Genomic DNA, 16,539 nt, shown 5'->3' with positions numbered 1-16,539 from the left:
ATCAGGTCAAGTCTTTTTTTGTGTGTAAATTCCTCTCAGTCGGGATAGAGTAATTAACCCGAATAAATGTCTGTCGCTTTGTTGGATTGGTCAGACGATTTCGGTTGTTTGGCTTTCCATTCAAAATAGTCTTCCATCTTCAAATAGCGGCGTCCTTCTGCCCATTTTTCATCCTTTTCCATGAGAACAGAACCCATTAGCCGGATTACGGAATCCCGGTTAGGAAAAATACGGATAACCTGTTCCCGACGGCGAAATTCTTCATTGAGTCGTTCCATGCCGTTTGTCGTTCTCAGGCGACGACGATACGGCTCCGGAAGTGAGAGTGCTGCAGTGACATCGTCAAAGGCTTCCTCTACCATTTCAGTCACTTTAGGCGCTTTATCCTGATAAGTATTCAGAAAGGACTGAAGTAGTGTGTGTGCTGTTTCAATGTCTGGAGCGTGGAGAATGGCTTTCACTTGTTCAGTTCCTTCGCTCTCTAAATGTTTTGGAAGCCGATCGTGTACGTTACGCAGAAAATGAGCTTGACATCTTTGCCACGTTGCTCCCTGAAACGCTTTTTGAACAGCGCTGACTAAACCGCCATGATCATCGCTAACGATTACATCTACGCCCTTTAGTCCACGAGATTTTAGCCAATCAAAATAATTCTTCCAAGCCTCTGTGCTTTCACTGTCATCGACTTTTAGGCCAAGAATCGATCGATAGCCTTTCTCGTTGACACCATAGCTAATCAATACACCCCGGGAACGGACACGGCCATTTTCACGCACCTTTGTATAAATTGCATCCACAAACAGAAACGGATAGCTGCCCTCTAGGGGACGGTTATTCCAGCCCGTAACCACGGGATCCAGCTGCCCACAAAGATTCGACACGGTCGACTTCGAGAAGTCTGAACCACAGAGCTCTTCGGTGATTTGACTGACACGGCGCGTAGAAACACCATTAATCACCATTTCCATCAAAGACAGGACCAGTGCTTGTTCACTACGCTGATAACGCTGAAAGAGATCAGTTGAAAAATGACCGTTGCGCAGCCTGGGAACGTACAAAGAGAGCTTTCCCACGCGGGTTTTTAGTTGGCGGGGGTAGGAGCCGTTTCGGTAATCAATTCTAGCTTCATTACGTTCATATTTTTCGGCTTTCAGCTGTTCGCTGGCCTGTGCCTCCAGAACTTGATTCAAAATCGCCTCCAAAAGGGCATTTATACCCGATTCTTTTGAATCGCCAAGAAATAATTGATGCAAAAGTTGTTCATCTAGAGTAATCTGTAATTGAGCCATCCCTGAATCTCTCCTTTAGAAATTTAGTTTTTTGGTTAACTCTATTCTAACTGAGATGATGGGCTCTGGCTCATTTTCTATAAAAAAATGATAGAGACGGCAAGAGAAATGAAATCCCGCTGTTTTTCTGGAGGGGGCTGGCCAGCCCCCTCCAGAAAAACAGCCCCTATACTCCATATTCCCTCATATTCAGATAACCCTTTTTACACAATTATACGGACTTAACTTTAAATCACTTGGAACCTTACTATATAATTTAAAATCATTTAATAAATTTTCCATTCAAGACTCTCCTTAGCAAGTCAACTTTACTTTCAAATAGGTACTTTTAACCCACATTTCGCACGTCTTAAATATAGTTCATTCTAATTTTTGAATGAACTATATTTAAATGGCTTGGTGGGATGATATCTTCTTATTTTTGAGGAATTTTCGATAAAATTCTTTTCAATTCGACATTCTTTTCATGAATTCCTCCTATTGTGTGTTATTCTCCTTTGTTTTCGACATTTTTTGACACGTATATTGATACATCATACCCGCATAATTCAATGATTTTTTTGGCTTGTGAATCAATATTATCGGGTAAGAGCCTTATTTTTTGTTGATTTTGATTTATAAGGATCACGGTAATATCTTCTAATTGCTCTAACAATGCTTGGCCTGTGGGTTGATAGAGTTTCCTTTTTCCTTTCAAGATTAGAGATAGGTTCTTTTCTTTCAGTTCTTTTCTAACTCGATATTCTAAAATTCCATAGATTAATAAAGCCATCACATACACAATACCTAAGGCCTCAACCCTTTCTGGGGTTTTCAAGTAAATGGCATCAATCATTTGTGAATCTTTGATTAATCGGAAACGGGTCTCAGCGGCCGACTGTCCTTTATAAACCCTCAAAACTTCTTGATTGGATAGTGTCTCCTCATCTAATTTATTTGTGATTAAAACAAAAGTGCTGAGCATTTTTTTCTTATTTTCGATAAAATCATGATCTTTTTCAAACGATTCCAGTTGTATCTGATAGATTTGTTCTCGTTTTGTCTGTTCGTCCTTTTTAGGTCTTCCTCTCTTTTTTCGTTTGATAGGTTGATCACTCATCTGGACGTTTAGTTTATAACAGAAATATGAAGCCTTTTGTTTTTTCTTAAAAGATTGAATTGCTTCTAGTGCGTCCTCTTTACAATGAAAGATAACTTTACTCAGTTTTTCTATCTCTTTTTTTAATTGTATTTCTTCCTTTTCGATCGCCCGATTTAGGGTTTTCTCTTTTCGTTGATCTAAATTGTTTGAGTGGACAACAAGAAACCGGTAAGGAAGGTTTTGAATTTGTCTTTCAAAAGCTTGAATTTGGTAAATAGCTGCGTCTTTTTTATTGCTAAGTGAGCCTACCCTTTCCCAGTTATTGAGCAACCATGCCTCTTTCTTTAGTTCTGTGCTTAAACCGAATGTATCAGGTAAACGGGAAATAAACGATAAATTTTGTTGTTGAATTTCCGCTAGATTTTCCGTTGTGATTAATGCAGAATCGGCTTGATAAATGAGATTTTTCCAATCTTCATGGGAAAGGATTTTTCTCATCTTTTGAATGAATTCCACATTCCAAGATTTATCCGAAGTATTCCCATTTTCTACTTTTGCAAGGATAGGAATTCGTTCAGGTGTGACCCCCATCCCCAGAACGATTTGTTTTAAGTCAGGCCTATGGGCCTTACTATACCCGTACGTAATTTGCAGTCCATCTTCCTTCGGTTGCTTATATTCGCCGTAAACAGAAATTGAGGTTGTATCGTTATGCAGTATACCAATAGGAAGATTCAATTTTTTTAGTGCTTTTAATGCAAGGGTGGAATAGACTTTCCATGCTTCGGCTTCATACAAGTAATCTAATGCTCTTCCTAATGCATCATCATTTAATTGATCGGGTGAAACCGATGTATCGAAAAGCATCTCAGAATCTAGGTTTTGATAGAATTCATGAACCTTATAAAGGGGCTTGCCACTGCATAAAATGTTTAAGACAAGGGCTTTAATCCTTGTTCCGGGTGAGATATGACAACGGACAGAATCCCATTTGACTAAATCATTAATGGTTTTTTCGAGTTCTATTTCATCACACAGTTTAGATAAAAGTTGAGACGGCCCCACATGTAAGGTTAAAATTTGATCTGACATAAAAATTTCCTCATCTTCCCGTAATTAGATAATCATTCAATTCTACAAAGAAGGAGAAAATTCCTTTAAAAAAATCATAAAATGGAAAAATTTACGTGCGGAATATGCGTTTTAATTTGCTCCTGCGACATATTTTCCGCAATTGGACCGCTTTCAAGATCGGGTTCACAATCCAATATCCTTTTACCCAGTACTGCATTTTTATGACTAAATCATGGGCTTGATTAGAGGGGCTAACATGTAAATATCAAATAGCTCTCATCTTTACGAAGATAAGAGCTATGCAGTAAAGTATAATTGCTTAATTAAAAATTTCAAAATAAGGGATCAAAAAACATGTTATTTTTTTGATCACTAGTTTTTTTGTATATTCCTTGGTCATTTAAGGGTATTATACTTTAAAATTTTTGCAGTGGATCCTGCTGGTTCAACAGCATACGTAGTACTGTGCTGCATTATATTAATGGATGACATCCTTAATAAATGCTTTAACCGAATCTATGTCTACTTTTTTAGTAGAATTTTTTGGATAGTTGTGTTCAAGGTAGTCGAGCAACTGATTTGCTACATCGCAATGGTTGTATATTTTTTTGAAATTGGCGATAAAGCTCTCAACTGTTTCATCATCCACGCTTTCAATTGTCTGCGGCAGGTATTTCTCTTTTTCATAAAGGTATGCTTCCCTTATTATATAAGCTAAGGCATTTCCTATACATATCCAAGCAGTTTCCAGATCAGGATCTTCTTCGAGTTCCATATATGTCATAATATCTTTTTCATCCATATTTTCCAAGTATAAATACAAGTTAAGTCCGTATAATTGTGTAAAAAGGGTTATCTGAATATGAGGGAATATGGAGTATAGGGGCTGTTTTTCTGGAGGGGGCTGGCCAGCCCCCTCCAGAAAAACAGCGGGATTTCATTTCTCTTGCCGTCTCTATCATTTTTTTATAGAAAATGAGCCAGAGCCCATCATCTCAGTTAGAATAGAGTTAACCAAAAAACTAAATTTCTAAAGGAGAGATTCAGGGATGGCTCAATTACAGATTACTCTAGATGAACAACTTTTGCATCAATTATTTCTTGGCGATTCAAAAGAATCGGGTATAAATGCCCTTTTGGAGGCGATTTTGAATCAAGTTCTGGAGGCACAGGCCAGCGAACAGCTGAAAGCCGAAAAATATGAACGTAATGAAGCTAGAATTGATTACCGAAACGGCTCCTACCCCCGCCAACTAAAAACCCGCGTGGGAAAGCTCTCTTTGTACGTTCCCAGGCTGCGCAACGGTCATTTTTCAACTGATCTCTTTCAGCGTTATCAGCGTAGTGAACAAGCACTGGTCCTGTCTTTGATGGAAATGGTGATTAATGGTGTTTCTACGCGCCGTGTCAGTCAAATCACCGAAGAGCTCTGTGGTTCAGACTTCTCGAAGTCGACCGTGTCGAATCTTTGTGGGCAGCTGGATCCCGTGGTTACGGGCTGGAATAACCGTCCCCTAGAGGGCAGCTATCCGTTTCTGTTTGTGGATGCAATTTATACAAAGGTGCGTGAAAATGGCCGTGTCCGTTCCCGGGGTGTATTGATTAGCTATGGTGTCAACGAGAAAGGCTATCGATCGATTCTTGGCCTAAAAGTCGATGACAGTGAAAGCACAGAGGCTTGGAAGAATTATTTTGATTGGCTAAAATCTCGTGGACTAAAGGGCGTAGATGTAATCGTTAGCGATGATCATGGCGGTTTAGTCAGCGCTGTTCAAAAAGCGTTTCAGGGAGCAACGTGGCAAAGATGTCAAGCTCATTTTCTGCGTAACGTACACGATCGGCTTCCAAAACATTTAGAGAGCGAAGGAACTGAACAAGTGAAAGCCATTCTCCACGCTCCAGACATTGAAACAGCACACACACTACTTCAGTCCTTTCTGAATACTTATCAGGATAAAGCGCCTAAAGTGACTGAAATGGTAGAGGAAGCCTTTGACGATGTCACTGCAGCACTCTCACTTCCGGAGCCGTATCGTCGTCGCCTGAGAACGACAAACGGCATGGAACGACTCAATGAAGAATTTCGCCGTCGGGAACAGGTTATCCGTATTTTTCCTAACCGGGATTCCGTAATCCGGCTAATGGGTTCTGTTCTCATGGAAAAGGATGAAAAATGGGCAGAAGGACGCCGCTATTTGAAGATGGAAGACTATTTTGAATGGAAAGCCAAACAACCGAAATCGTCTGACCAATCCAACAAAGCGACAGACATTTATTCGGGTTAATTACTCTATCCCGACTGAGAGGAATTTACACACAAAAAAAGACTTGACCTAAATACAGACTGTATGCATCAATATTTTTATATTTAATCCAATCCCAAGCTTTGTTCAATGACTCTAAAGCAATCTCATAGCCTTCAGATTGCGAAGTTTTGTCAATAACTAATTCAGTAAGTAATAATAAATATACCATTTTTGCATCAATATTTAAGTTATCAAATTTTTTCATCCTGACCCTCCTCTAATTGATCAACGTATATTCCATTTTTTGCTCTGAATGATAACCTCAGTCTCACAGGTGACATCTATTAATAAGTTAGGATTTCTTTTTTGAAATTGTGGATAACTTCAAAAACTATAATATAATTATTAAGTCAACCTTTCTTGTATTGGCTTACTTAAATGAGTGAAGTCCTTATCTGTTAAATGCGTGTCCGAAACGATTCCAACAGATGAATCGTTATGAAGCAACTTGCTTAACCCATTCCAATACTGAGTTAGGAATTTTACTTCAACTTATATATCATGACGTATCTCTATTTTCTTTTTTAAAAATTTTCAAACTTCTGTCTCGTAATTTTTGTCATAATCAGGAACACATGGCTCTTTTAAGATATCTGTTAATGGATACTCATCATCAAAGCCATCATCCCCTAATTCATAACATTAATTGTTTCGGGGTTGAATTTCGTCAGAAATAGCATCATCATAATCCTGTAATTCTTCCGAAATTTCTTTTAATCGCTCAATATTGTTTGTGAATTCGTCGTAAGAAATTTCTTGGTACTCAAAAATTCCCTCGCCATATTTATCACTGTCAAATATTTTTACCTCAGTACCTAATTTCATTAATATATCAACTAAGCTTTTTAAACTCTCCATGTCATCAATGTTATTTGCATCACTCGCTGCTAATAAATCGTTGTTTTCAATTTTACTTTTTATCTCTGAAATCCCTAATCCTGTGTACTTTCTCAATGGTATAATATATTTGCTAAGTTGGCTATCAGCAGCTAACTTAATTGCGATTTTGCTCATATATCATGCTCCTTTCTATTAAAATTCCTCTGTAAAATTCGGGTTAACTGGTCTACCAGGAGCATTTTTACTATAATTTCCGCCATGCCAGCCCTTTAAATGCTCTCTAGTGGTTACTGGATAGATTAACTCTCCTCTGTTAGATACATGTGGATAATTCATCGCATTATAAGTATGGTGCCCAATAATTGGTTGACCATCAAACTGAGGTTTTCTTCCTTTTAAAATTTCTTGTCTCTGTTCTGCATTCCAATCTCTTGTTGTTGGCTTTCCATATAAAATTCTTTTCTTCTCTTGTTTCCAAAATTGGTTAACACCTGCAACTCTTCTTTTTAAAAATCTATTATTCCATTGATATCTTTTATATTCTTCTTTTATTACTGTGCGCTTTTCAATTTTTTCTTTTATTATTTTCTGCTGAGCCCTGTTTAAAGATTTGTACGGTACCTGCTTTGGTGTTAAATTAAGTTCTGCTTTACTCACTCTTTGAGCAATAATTTCTGCCCCTGCGGATACTTTCCTGGTCTGCAGAACATTGCCTGTACCTTTCTTAACCAGCCCACTCTCTGTACGGTTCTTTAAAATCTTACTAAACATAGCCTTAGTACTGTTCTCTATTACATATCCATTTTCCGCAGGAGCCCGTACACGCCCGATTCCATCAGCTACAAGGCCCATCTGTCGCGGCGGAATATTTCTGGCAAAAGTATAGGCAGAGTCCGCTGTTCTTGATGCGTCAATTATATCATCTGTAATCTTCCTCTTCATTTTTTGCGGCGCATCTTTAGCCAGGTTTGCCGCGCTGCGAATGCGGGATTTTCCAAGTGCCAATGCATTGCTGACTAATTTGGTGATAGGCTCAGGTTTCTGCTTCGCAAAGTTGATACCGATACCAATTCGGCTTTGCTGAAATCCCCCCATATAGTTGACGACACGGGAAGTGCCTGCAAATTTCGCCATACCGTTTATGCCAGGCACAATATCGAGTGGTGCCAAGACACCGCGAGATACTCTTTCACTGTTTTCAAGCTCTCTTCCCGATGTCCAATCCTTACCAGAGACAGCGGAGCCTAATTCCACTACACCATAAGCCGCGCCAAGGGCGATCCCGGCTGGCGGGCAGATGATGGAGGTGCCGACAATAACGGCAAGGCTTGCGATCTGGCCCCAAAATTCTTTTTTCTTCTGCGCGTCACGGATCGAGTCGTACTGAAAAGCACGCGAATGCAGGACAGCCTGTTCGTAATCTTTTTCGAAAATCCCCTGATCCGGGTTTTGTAGTTTCAAATTGTCGTATTCCTCTTTCATTTGCTTCGCATAAGCGTTACTGCCGTTGAATAGGTCTTCTAGGCTGACTTCGGCTTTAGAGACGTCCATGGTGTTTGAACCGTACTCACCCGGAATGACGACCGTCTTTTTGGCACCGATCCGGTTTTTCGTTTTAATTTCGGGAATGGAGAGGCTTTCCATCGCATCAGTAAACGCGTCAATGTCTTTGTAAAAGGGCTCGTCTATGGTGCGGTCGACAATCTCGTCGTCTTTGCCCGCAAACCGATGGAGCACGGAGAAATCCTCGAACAGATCCTTGTAAACAGCTTTGTGGCTGGTGTGACTAAAAGAGATCACACCGTCAACATCGTATTTTTCGATATCCGCCTGGGCTTCTTCGAGCAGATCGCTGATTTTCTTTAAATTGTCAATCATGCCCTTGCCCAAATGTCCTGCCCCGATTAACTCTCCGATTCCTTCTTCCGACTTTTCCCACTCTGAAGGAATATATTTGACATCTATAGCAAGACTCCTTTGAAAAGTGTTTATAATTTTAAAAAAATGACCTTTCTCAATCATTATTCAACCTGCATGAAGCACTGTCAAGCCAAGATTTATCGAGCAAGCAACTGATCAATTACTCCTCGTCTTTTTTGGCTAGCTTATTTTATAAATTTACCCAAATACCCTTGTTTGTTTGCAGTGTTTTTTCTGCTTTTTAAATAATTCAGGAAAATAAATTTTGGAGGTTCACTTGAAATTCCGGGAAAAGCTGCGACTTTACCCACCCCGCTTCCTTTGCAACATCTTTTAAAATATAGTTTTCTTCATCATTCAATACATATAATTGGACCGTTTTCAAGATCGGGTTCACAATCCAATATTCTTTTACCCCGTACTGCATATACAGATTTAATTTTGTGACTAAATCGTGGGCTTGATTAGAGGGGCTGACAATCTCAACTATTAAAGTTGGAACCCCGGTATACCGCGTTTCCCCCAATCCATTTTTGTCGCAAATGACGGATAAATCAGGAACAACAATCTTTTTCCCTTCGATGCCATCTTTTTTTAGTTCAATATCATATGGAGAGAGGAACACTTCACAATCTGCCTCTTCCAACAAATGATACAGTTGGACGTGCAGGCGGCCCTGGATCCTTTGATGAGCAGTAGAGGGAGAAGGAGACATATATACAATCCCATCTATATATTCACAAACTTGTTCATGCTGTTCGCGTCTTTTGTAAAATTCCTCCAAAGAAATGGGGTGTTTATGCGGCAAACTCATATGCCAGACTCCTTTCTTTTTGGACAACCATTTTCCGTGAACTTTTTCTTTTATTGTTTACCAGCATGGTGGAAGAAGTCAAGGTTCTATCTATTGTGGGTGCCAATGTGTCGATGACCTTCCCATTTTAGCGAATATCTTCATTCCTTGCTCCATACATTCACTCATTTTGCATTTTCATTTCTGACTGTCTTACTTCAATTGCTATCGAAAAATTAGAGATTTACGATATGAATTTTTAATTAAAATATTTAAAATTTATTCATAAAATGATACAATTGAAAATACAATGATGGAGGGCGGAAGAAAGGGGAGGATAAAATGGAAACTAAATTATAATTGCAAGGCTGCTCTAAAAGTAGATATTCCTTGGAGAAGAAAACAAAGAGCGTCACGAAATAAGCAATGGGAACTTGACCGTCTTTACCATGCAGCTATTTTTTACAAAAATGTAATTGCCTATCGCAATGAAATCTTAAATGCTGAATATATTAAGAAACGAAAAACATTCATTTTTAAAATCTTCCCTTGATTCGGCAATGGAAGCTTATAAACATTTGGCAGGATCACTTAAAAAATATAAAAAAACGCTATGGGTCAACAAACCATGAATTCTTTATGAAAGTGAGAAAATGAATGTTGAAAAATTTAATCATAAATCGAGATTTTGGCCTTTTATGGACTTCTACTGCAATTAATTCAATAGGAAACCAAATGTCCATTATCGCATTTCCTTTGGTCGGCATCTATTTGTATGGTACAAATGCAATGGAGACATCAATTATTAGTGCCCTGACATTTTTGCCCAATTTATTATTTGGTTCTCATGCCGGCGTTTACACTGATTTACATAATAAAAAAAGAATTTTGGTTGTATCCAATTTAGCAAACTTTTTTGTTTTATTTTTGTTGTTTCTATTTACAGTGACTCATACTTTACCTCTGTTTGTTTTTTATGGGGGTATTTTTTTAAGTAGCAGTTTAGGCATTTTTAATGGATTTGCTTTCTTTTCTGCAATACCATTCATAGTAGATAGAAAAAATTTACAGGAAGCGAATTATCGGCTGGAAATCACGAATGGTACGATCCAAACAGTCGGACCTTCACTGGGTGGAACCATTATTCAGCTTCTGACTGTCCCATTTGCTATGTTAGTCGATGCGTTTAGCTTTTTGGCAGCTGGCATAATACAACTATTTTTACCCAATCAATTACAAGCAGAGAAACAAGAAAAAAAGCAAACAAAATACTGGGGGCAGATTAAAGAAAGCTATTTATTTGTGGTTCGTCATGAAATCCTGTCCCCTATTGCTTTGAGCTACTTTTTCGTCGTCTTATCCATTGGTTTGTTTCAATCTCTACAAGTTTATTATTTGTCACGCGTGATGCATCTCAACGCTTCACTTATTGGAATCGTCTTAAGTATAGGAAATATAGGCTTCTTAATAGGTTCCATTCTATCTAAATACCTTTCAAAAAAGATTGGCAGCGGCAAAAGTGTCATCTTGTCATTGTTTTTATATTCGTTAGGCTTTTTTCTTTATTTTATTGCCAGCCCATCTTCTCTTTACTTCATCATTTTAGGACAAATGATCATCAGCTTTGCACCGCCTATTTATAATGTTAATGTGCTCACAATGAGACAAAAATTGGTAGGAAAAGAGATGTTGGCTAGAGCTGCAGCCATCTGGAGAGTTTTAGGAAAAGGAATGGTGCCTGTTGGTGCTTTAATTGGCGGATTTATTTCCACCATATTTCAAACAAGGACGGCAATATTAGTAGCAGTTGTGATTGGACTCATCGGACTGATTCCGGTGATCATGTCGAAAAAATTAAGAGATTATCGTGATTCTGTTGACTAGAGGGGGCAACAAGACGGTAAATTGTCAGAGTGCAAATGGCTGTCTGCCGTTTTAGAAATTGAAGAAAAGCCGCCCATAGCTAAAAAACCCTGAAAACCTTTTTCAGTTTTCAGGGCGGTATTTTTCATTATTCAGCTTTGAGTACTTTTTTTACACTGGAACTTTGGTTTTGGGCGGATTGTGCTTGGATCGTCTCGTCAATGGCTGCGTTTCTTTTCCGCATTTGTTTATGGTACCAGGCAAACAGCAGGATGTATCCGGCCAGTGCCAGAATGGAAAAAGCAATAAGCTTCAAATCCAGCGTATTAGCTGCTTTCCCAAACAAGATGGCGAGCATTTTCTCAATTGGATCCGAGTCAACAGATGAGAAGAGTGCGCCTTTTGAAAGCCCTGCCGGAAAACTGTGCATGGCAATCGATGCTGATGTTAAGAATTTGGCAATGAGTGTTGCCCCCCAAAGGAACAATGGGATCATCACCGTTCCGATAATGGTCATCCGGATCACTCTTCCACGGGTAACAATCAAGAGTGCCGGCGTCAGCACCGTCAGCAAAATCCCTCCAAGCGGCAAGACGTGGTTTCCTGGTAAAAACATGGCTTCCACTAACAGAATCGGCGCAAGAATGTTGGCTACCGCCCAAACTTCTGCTCTTGGGGCAAGAATCGGCCAGTCAATGGCGATAAACAGTTTTCTTCCACGCAATCGCTTGCTCATGATTTGGGTAATCCCGTCTGATAGCGGGTCAATCGCCGGGGCAAACCATCCGCCGACAAAAGCAAACAATTCAAGCGAAACCCCTGCGGTAAAAGCAAGCGCAAAAGTATCTTTGAGAGATTGCTGCCCCAATAAACCGATGAAAATCCCGAGGTATGCACCAATCGCAAATTTGCTTCCCCAGAAACCGATTTTTTTATTGAGGGTTTCGGCATTAAAGTCAAACTTATCAATAAACGGGAGAAATTTGTCAATCACCTTGTTAAACACCATCGCAACTGGAGCGACTAACAATGACGGGTGTGCCGTTGTTGTAATATTGGTTTGGTCATAATCAAGGAGCTCATTAATAGTTGGTTTCATGACATCCGAATTGATCAGCATGAGCGCGTAAACAAATGCGACAAACAAAGTTGTGACAATCATATTGTTTCCGGAGTAATGCAAAATGAGCAATCCAAGAACGGAAATGTTCCAAATGTTAAACAGGTCGACATTTAATGTGCTGGTTGTCTTCGTAATCAAAAGAATGAAGTTTGTGATGAGACAAATAAAAGCAAAATAAAGTGTGTAAATCGATCCCCAGGTGATGACCGCGAGCGGCGCCCATCCTAGGTCGGTAATGCCAAGCGATACGCCGGTTGCCTTCACAAAGTTTTGAAGGGCCGGGCCGAACGCACTTGTCAATAATGAGATGACGGCACTCATACCTGTGAGCGCCAATGCCATCCGAATCCCGCCTTCAATGGAACGCGAGATAGATACGCCTACACACAAAGATAAAATGGTAATGATAAAAAACATCATGGCTGGTGCGCCTAAGTCAATAAAAAAGCGGAAACCTTCGTTCAATTTATCGACAAACATCATGGTTGTGTCCCTACTTTTGCCTCGTAACCGGTTACGTAAACGAAACAAAAAAGATTATCTATAATATAGCAAACTCCCAAAATAAATTCAACCGTTTTCATAAAAGAAAATATATCCAAATTTCCTGAAGCATTTTGATCCCTTTTCTGAAAGGCGGCCTTTTTGCGGGAAAATGGAACGGCTTTCGCTTTTCAGCCAGCGTTGAATAGGCAAAAAGTTTAGGCTTGGCACAATTCTGGCGGCTTTTGCTAACATAAATGCATAGAACTTTGTACGCAAAAGTTGAGGGAGAGGAGAAATCAAACGTTTTTTGCAGCTATAGAAGTGATTACTATTTCTTTATATGAAGCAATGTCTATTCTGATCATCATTAAATGTTGGCACGAAAAATTTAAGTTCATTTTATATCTGCTGTTGAAATGCATGTTGCTGGTAAATCGAATTCTTGAAAATATTAACCGGCTAATTTTCATTCTTCCGCGGGTGCCCTATTTAATATGTCATGAGCATCTAATATTAGAAGGAAACCGGGAAATATACAGAAAAAATGATTTTACAAAAAGAAACCGTTGACAAAATAAAGAAAAAGGCTTACATTAGTAACGTAATCGGTTACGTAAGACGAAAAGGAGTTTATGCTCATGGTAACAATACGCGATGTGGCAAAAGCAGCTGGTGTTTCAACGGCAACGGTATCCAGAATTTTGAACAATAAAGGCGAAGCCAGCCCGGAAACGATTGAACGCGTACGTAAAATAGCAGAAGAAATGAACTATAAGCCTAATACATTGGCAAAAAGTTTATCAAAAGGAAATACAAACTTAATTGCTTTGCTGATTCCTTCGTTGGAAAATCCTTTTTTTCCGGAATTGGTGAAGGCGATTGAGGAAGCTGCCAATGCTTATGGTTACCATGTGTATTTATGCAACAGCGATGATGAACGTTCAAAAGTAAAATACTACTTGGATTCCGTTCTAAGCAGCTATGTAACAGGTGCGATTATTAATTCACTGTACGTGAAAACAAAAGATCTCGATTTCCTTGAAAGCCGGGGAGTCCGTACCATTACCATCGACAGGTCGCAGTCGGACCACCCTTATTCTTCCATTACGGTGGATCATAAAAAAGGAGCAAGGCTTGCGGTACGGCATCTTATAAAAGAAGGCGGATGCCGTAAAATTGTCCATCTGTCGGGCCCGAAAGATGAAAAAAGTGCAAATGACCGTTTAACCGGCTACCTGGAAGTTTTAAAAGAGGATGGGCATGGGCAAGTGCCACAGGTCGTTTACGGGAATTTCAGCATGGAAAGCGGATATGAAGCGGTGAAAGGCCTGATAAAAAGCGGAGCGTCCTTTGACGGCATTTTCAGTTCGAACGATGCCATGGCGTTAGGGGCCATCCGCGCTTGTACGGAAGCCGGGTTAAAAGTGCCTTCCGATATGAAAATCGTTGGCTATGATAATATCCAGTTTTCGCGATTCTCTACGCCGCAGTTATCGACGGTTGACCAGCAAAAACATAAGGCAGGCCGGCTGGCGATTGAGGAATTGATCCGGTTAATCCGGAACGAAAACGAAAAACCGAGGAAATATGAAGTAAAACCTGAACTTGTTGTACGGGAGTCATCGGTTGATTGATAGCCGGCAGGTTCCGGGGGATGGAGGGCTGAAAAACGCACCTTGATTCTTTGGAAGAAGGTATTTCCGTCCCCATTTGTTAAGCAAAAAAGGAAATGATGAGTCCGGGGCAAGGTTTTCAATTTTAGCTTCATGTAAGTGGGCGTTGCCCCTGTTTCGGTTTCCGTTTTAAAAAGAAAAACCCCCCATGGTGCGGGGTTATACGAGGAGTGAAAAAGATGAATAAAATAGGACCGTCTTTGATGTGTGCAGATTTGGGACGTTTAGCAGAAAACATAAAAGAGATGGATGAAGCCGGTGTTGATTTTTACCATCTTGATGTAATGGACGGCTTATTTGTGCCGAATTTCACACTTGGACCCGATTTTATCCGGACCGTCCGAAAGCTGACTGATAAACCATTGGATACACATTTAATGATTAAACAGCCTGAAAGATTCATTGATTTATTCGCTGACTGCGGATCAGATATGATCTCCATTCATGCAGAAGCAACCGATAATTTGCAGGGAGCACTTGCCAGGATCAAGAACAAGGGTTTAAAAGCCGGTGTTGCCATTAATCCAGCAACGCCGCTTGATGTGCTGGATTATGTCTATGACGTAACCGATTACGTTGTTGTAATGACGGTGAATCCGGGATTTGCCGGCCAGAAATTTATTCCGGCTGTGTATGATAAAATTGCCCGTCTCCATGAAACTATCACACGCAACAAATTTAATATTGAGATAGAGGTAGACGGGAATATCGGTGCATCTACGATTCCGGCCTGCAAAGAAAACGGCGCCACAATGTATGTGTGCGGAACAAGCGCCGTGTTTAAAAAGGAAGGCACGCTGCGGGAAAATGTGGAGCGTACGAGAAACTTATTAGACGCCCATGCTGCAGTGAACACGGCACCATCAGAAAAACGAAAATCAGCCGGCATATATGGATGAGGCATTGTGGCAATTGCATCATTAATAACGGACATACAGAGGAGGAACCGACAATGGAATTCGATGTTGTGGTGGTAGGAAGCATTAACATGGACGTTGTGGTAAACTGTGAAACTTATCCGAAATACGGGAATACGGAATTTTGCCAATCGATTAAAATGTTGCCGGGGGGCAAAGGTGCCAACCAGGCAGCCAGCGCAGCAACACTTGGCAAAAAGGTTGCAATGGTTGGTTCGGTCGGCAATGACAGCGCAGGCAACCAGATGCTTGAAAATTTGCGCAGCCGGGGTGTGGATGTCACCGGCGTTATGAAGACAGATAAAGCCGGAACCGGGACGTTTATTGCACTTGTGGACCAGTCAGGGGAAAACACGATGGTTGGCACAATCGGCGCCAATGAAGCATTAACCGGGCAAGATATTGAAAAAGCTTTCGCGAATTTGAAAGCGAAAATTTTATTGATACAAATGGAAACAAGCAAAGAGTCGATTTTAGCAGCCATGAAGCTGGCAAAACAACGCGGCATGTATGTTATTCTCGATCCGGCACCGGCTGGCGGCATTACACCGGAGGCTTTCCGATATGCTGATCTTGTACTGCCAAACAGCCAGGAAACGGAAGCGATCACGGGTATTAAAGTGACGGATAAAGAAAGTGCGCTGCTTGCGGCTCAAAAGATTCATGAACTCGGAGTCCCGAATGCCATTGTTAAAATGGGAAGCAAAGGCAGCCTTGTTTCTCAGCAGGGTAAAATCACTTTTGTCGATTCTATTCAAGTGCAGGCTGTTGATACGGTTGGGGCAGGCGACTGCTATGCCGGTGCCATTGCCGATGCGCTAATCGATACGGACGATCTTGTGGCGGCGGCCCGGTTTGCATCGGTTGCGGCCGGTATCAAAGTCTCACGTGCCGGCGGACAAGACGCGATTCCAACATTGGAAGAAATAAAAAAATATCAAGGCTTGACAATCGGTTGAGATCAAATCACCACAGGCATTGACAAATGATCCATAAAGGCAAGACCTGGTTTTCATGTGAAGGGAACCAGGTCTTTTGTTTTAAATTCTATCGCTTTTGATGAGTATAAAGCATAAGAACTGAAATGTGGAAAACGAACCCAGAAAAGGAACGCATTTACCGTTACAGTACCCGTCACCTGTAAAGCGCCAAATGATGTTTGGCAGATTGCGGG

At 40.4% G+C, this 16,539-nt stretch carries 13 protein-coding genes and 1 pseudogene; 5 read left to right on the top strand and 9 right to left on the bottom strand.

Features of this window, described 5'->3' with window-relative positions:
- Nucleotides 1–53: 53 nt before the first annotated feature.
- From NST70_RS14770 to NST70_RS14755, 4 genes and pseudogenes are all read right to left on the bottom strand, one after another.
- Nucleotides 54–1,289, bottom strand: coding sequence for an IS256 family transposase (locus NST70_RS14770; RefSeq protein ID WP_026684065.1), 1,236 nt, complete (start codon nucleotides 1,287–1,289; stop codon nucleotides 54–56).
- Nucleotides 1,290–1,776: 487 nt separating this feature from the next.
- Nucleotides 1,777–3,462, bottom strand: a complete 1,686-nt coding sequence (locus tag NST70_RS14765; RefSeq protein WP_340702290.1) for an IS1634 family transposase — start codon at nucleotides 3,460–3,462, stop codon at nucleotides 1,777–1,779.
- 139 nt (nucleotides 3,463–3,601) lie between these two features.
- A pseudogene (locus tag NST70_RS14760) lies at nucleotides 3,602–3,697 on the bottom strand (Uma2 family endonuclease); the annotation flags it as partial.
- 225 nt (nucleotides 3,698–3,922) lie between these two features.
- The gene (locus tag NST70_RS14755; protein ID WP_342475406.1) at nucleotides 3,923–4,267 is read right to left on the bottom strand and encodes an Imm6 family immunity protein; all 345 of its coding nucleotides are present in this window, start codon (nucleotides 4,265–4,267) and stop codon (nucleotides 3,923–3,925) included.
- A 226-nt stretch (nucleotides 4,268–4,493) separates the two neighbouring features.
- Between NST70_RS14755 and NST70_RS14750 the strand changes: the two genes are divergently transcribed.
- Nucleotides 4,494–5,729 carry an IS256 family transposase gene (locus tag NST70_RS14750; RefSeq protein ID WP_026684065.1) on the top strand — a complete coding sequence of 412 codons (1,236 nt, stop codon included), beginning with the start codon at nucleotides 4,494–4,496 and terminating at the stop codon, nucleotides 5,727–5,729.
- Between the two features lie 25 nt (nucleotides 5,730–5,754).
- Here the strand turns inward: NST70_RS14750 and NST70_RS14745 are convergent, their stop codons facing one another.
- The 4 genes from NST70_RS14745 to NST70_RS14730 all read right to left on the bottom strand — a co-directional run bounded on the left by NST70_RS14745 (nucleotide 5,755) and on the right by NST70_RS14730 (nucleotide 9,324).
- Nucleotides 5,755–5,955 (bottom strand): Imm6 family immunity protein, encoded by a 201-nt coding sequence (locus NST70_RS14745; protein WP_342475405.1) that lies wholly within the window; start codon nucleotides 5,953–5,955, stop codon nucleotides 5,755–5,757.
- Between the two features lie 437 nt (nucleotides 5,956–6,392).
- Entirely contained in the window at nucleotides 6,393–6,764 is a 372-nt protein-coding gene (locus tag NST70_RS14740; RefSeq protein ID WP_168985630.1) for a hypothetical protein, read from the bottom strand.
- 18 nt (nucleotides 6,765–6,782) lie between these two features.
- Nucleotides 6,783–8,612 (bottom strand): hypothetical protein, encoded by a 1,830-nt coding sequence (locus tag NST70_RS14735; protein WP_237340422.1) that lies wholly within the window; start codon nucleotides 8,610–8,612, stop codon nucleotides 6,783–6,785.
- Between the two features lie 148 nt (nucleotides 8,613–8,760).
- A complete protein-coding gene (locus NST70_RS14730) occupies nucleotides 8,761–9,324 on the bottom strand; it encodes a Uma2 family endonuclease (RefSeq protein ID WP_168985629.1) in 564 nt (187 codons plus the stop codon).
- 636 nt (nucleotides 9,325–9,960) lie between these two features.
- On the opposite strand from NST70_RS14730, the gene NST70_RS14725 reads away from it, so the two are divergent.
- The gene (locus NST70_RS14725) at nucleotides 9,961–11,187 is read left to right on the top strand and encodes an MFS transporter (RefSeq protein ID WP_168985627.1); all 1,227 of its coding nucleotides are present in this window, start codon (nucleotides 9,961–9,963) and stop codon (nucleotides 11,185–11,187) included.
- Between the two features lie 127 nt (nucleotides 11,188–11,314).
- Here the strand turns inward: NST70_RS14725 and NST70_RS14720 are convergent, their stop codons facing one another.
- Nucleotides 11,315–12,772: a PTS transporter subunit IIC gene (locus tag NST70_RS14720; protein ID WP_276210595.1), complete on the bottom strand. Its 1,458-nt coding sequence runs from the start codon at nucleotides 12,770–12,772 to the stop codon at nucleotides 11,315–11,317.
- A gap of 641 nt (nucleotides 12,773–13,413) precedes the next feature.
- On the opposite strand from NST70_RS14720, the gene NST70_RS14715 reads away from it, so the two are divergent.
- The 3 genes from NST70_RS14715 (at nucleotide 13,414) to NST70_RS14705 (ending at nucleotide 16,324) form a co-directional block, all read left to right on the top strand.
- A complete protein-coding gene (locus NST70_RS14715; RefSeq protein ID WP_342475404.1) occupies nucleotides 13,414–14,409 on the top strand; it encodes a LacI family DNA-binding transcriptional regulator in 996 nt (331 codons plus the stop codon).
- Between the two features lie 218 nt (nucleotides 14,410–14,627).
- Nucleotides 14,628–15,347 carry a ribulose-phosphate 3-epimerase gene (gene rpe / locus NST70_RS14710; protein WP_017552347.1) on the top strand — a complete coding sequence of 240 codons (720 nt, stop codon included), beginning with the start codon at nucleotides 14,628–14,630 and terminating at the stop codon, nucleotides 15,345–15,347.
- Nucleotides 15,348–15,400: 53 nt separating this feature from the next.
- Nucleotides 15,401–16,324, top strand: a complete 924-nt coding sequence (locus NST70_RS14705) for a PfkB family carbohydrate kinase (RefSeq protein WP_014097039.1) — start codon at nucleotides 15,401–15,403, stop codon at nucleotides 16,322–16,324.
- The last annotated feature ends 215 nt before the right edge of the window (nucleotides 16,325–16,539 follow it).

Source organism: Weizmannia sp. FSL K6-0777, from assembly GCF_038593185.1.
GTDB classification, from domain to species: domain Bacteria; phylum Bacillota; class Bacilli; order Bacillales; family Bacillaceae_C; genus Weizmannia; species Weizmannia faecalis.
This window is presented reverse-complemented; position numbering and strand designations above follow the sequence as displayed.

Coding starts and splice junctions, on each gene's coding strand:
- NST70_RS14770 (WP_026684065.1), bottom strand. CDS start 1,289: ATGGCTCAATTACAGATTACTCTAGATGAACAACTTTTGCATCAATTA.
- NST70_RS14765 (WP_340702290.1), bottom strand. CDS start 3,462: ATGTCAGATCAAATTTTAACCTTACATGTGGGGCCGTCTCAACTTTTA.
- NST70_RS14750 (WP_026684065.1), top strand. CDS start 4,494: ATGGCTCAATTACAGATTACTCTAGATGAACAACTTTTGCATCAATTA.
- NST70_RS14745 (WP_342475405.1), bottom strand. CDS start 5,955: ATGAAAAAATTTGATAACTTAAATATTGATGCAAAAATGGTATATTTA.
- NST70_RS14740 (WP_168985630.1), bottom strand. CDS start 6,764: ATGAGCAAAATCGCAATTAAGTTAGCTGCTGATAGCCAACTTAGCAAA.
- NST70_RS14735 (WP_237340422.1), bottom strand. CDS start 8,612: ATGATTGAGAAAGGTCATTTTTTTAAAATTATAAACACTTTTCAAAGG.
- NST70_RS14730 (WP_168985629.1), bottom strand. CDS start 9,324: ATGAGTTTGCCGCATAAACACCCCATTTCTTTGGAGGAATTTTACAAA.
- NST70_RS14725 (WP_168985627.1), top strand. CDS start 9,961: ATGTTGAAAAATTTAATCATAAATCGAGATTTTGGCCTTTTATGGACT.
- NST70_RS14720 (WP_276210595.1), bottom strand. CDS start 12,772: ATGATGTTTGTCGATAAATTGAACGAAGGTTTCCGCTTTTTTATTGAC.
- NST70_RS14715 (WP_342475404.1), top strand. CDS start 13,414: ATGGTAACAATACGCGATGTGGCAAAAGCAGCTGGTGTTTCAACGGCA.
- rpe (WP_017552347.1), top strand. CDS start 14,628: ATGAATAAAATAGGACCGTCTTTGATGTGTGCAGATTTGGGACGTTTA.
- NST70_RS14705 (WP_014097039.1), top strand. CDS start 15,401: ATGGAATTCGATGTTGTGGTGGTAGGAAGCATTAACATGGACGTTGTG.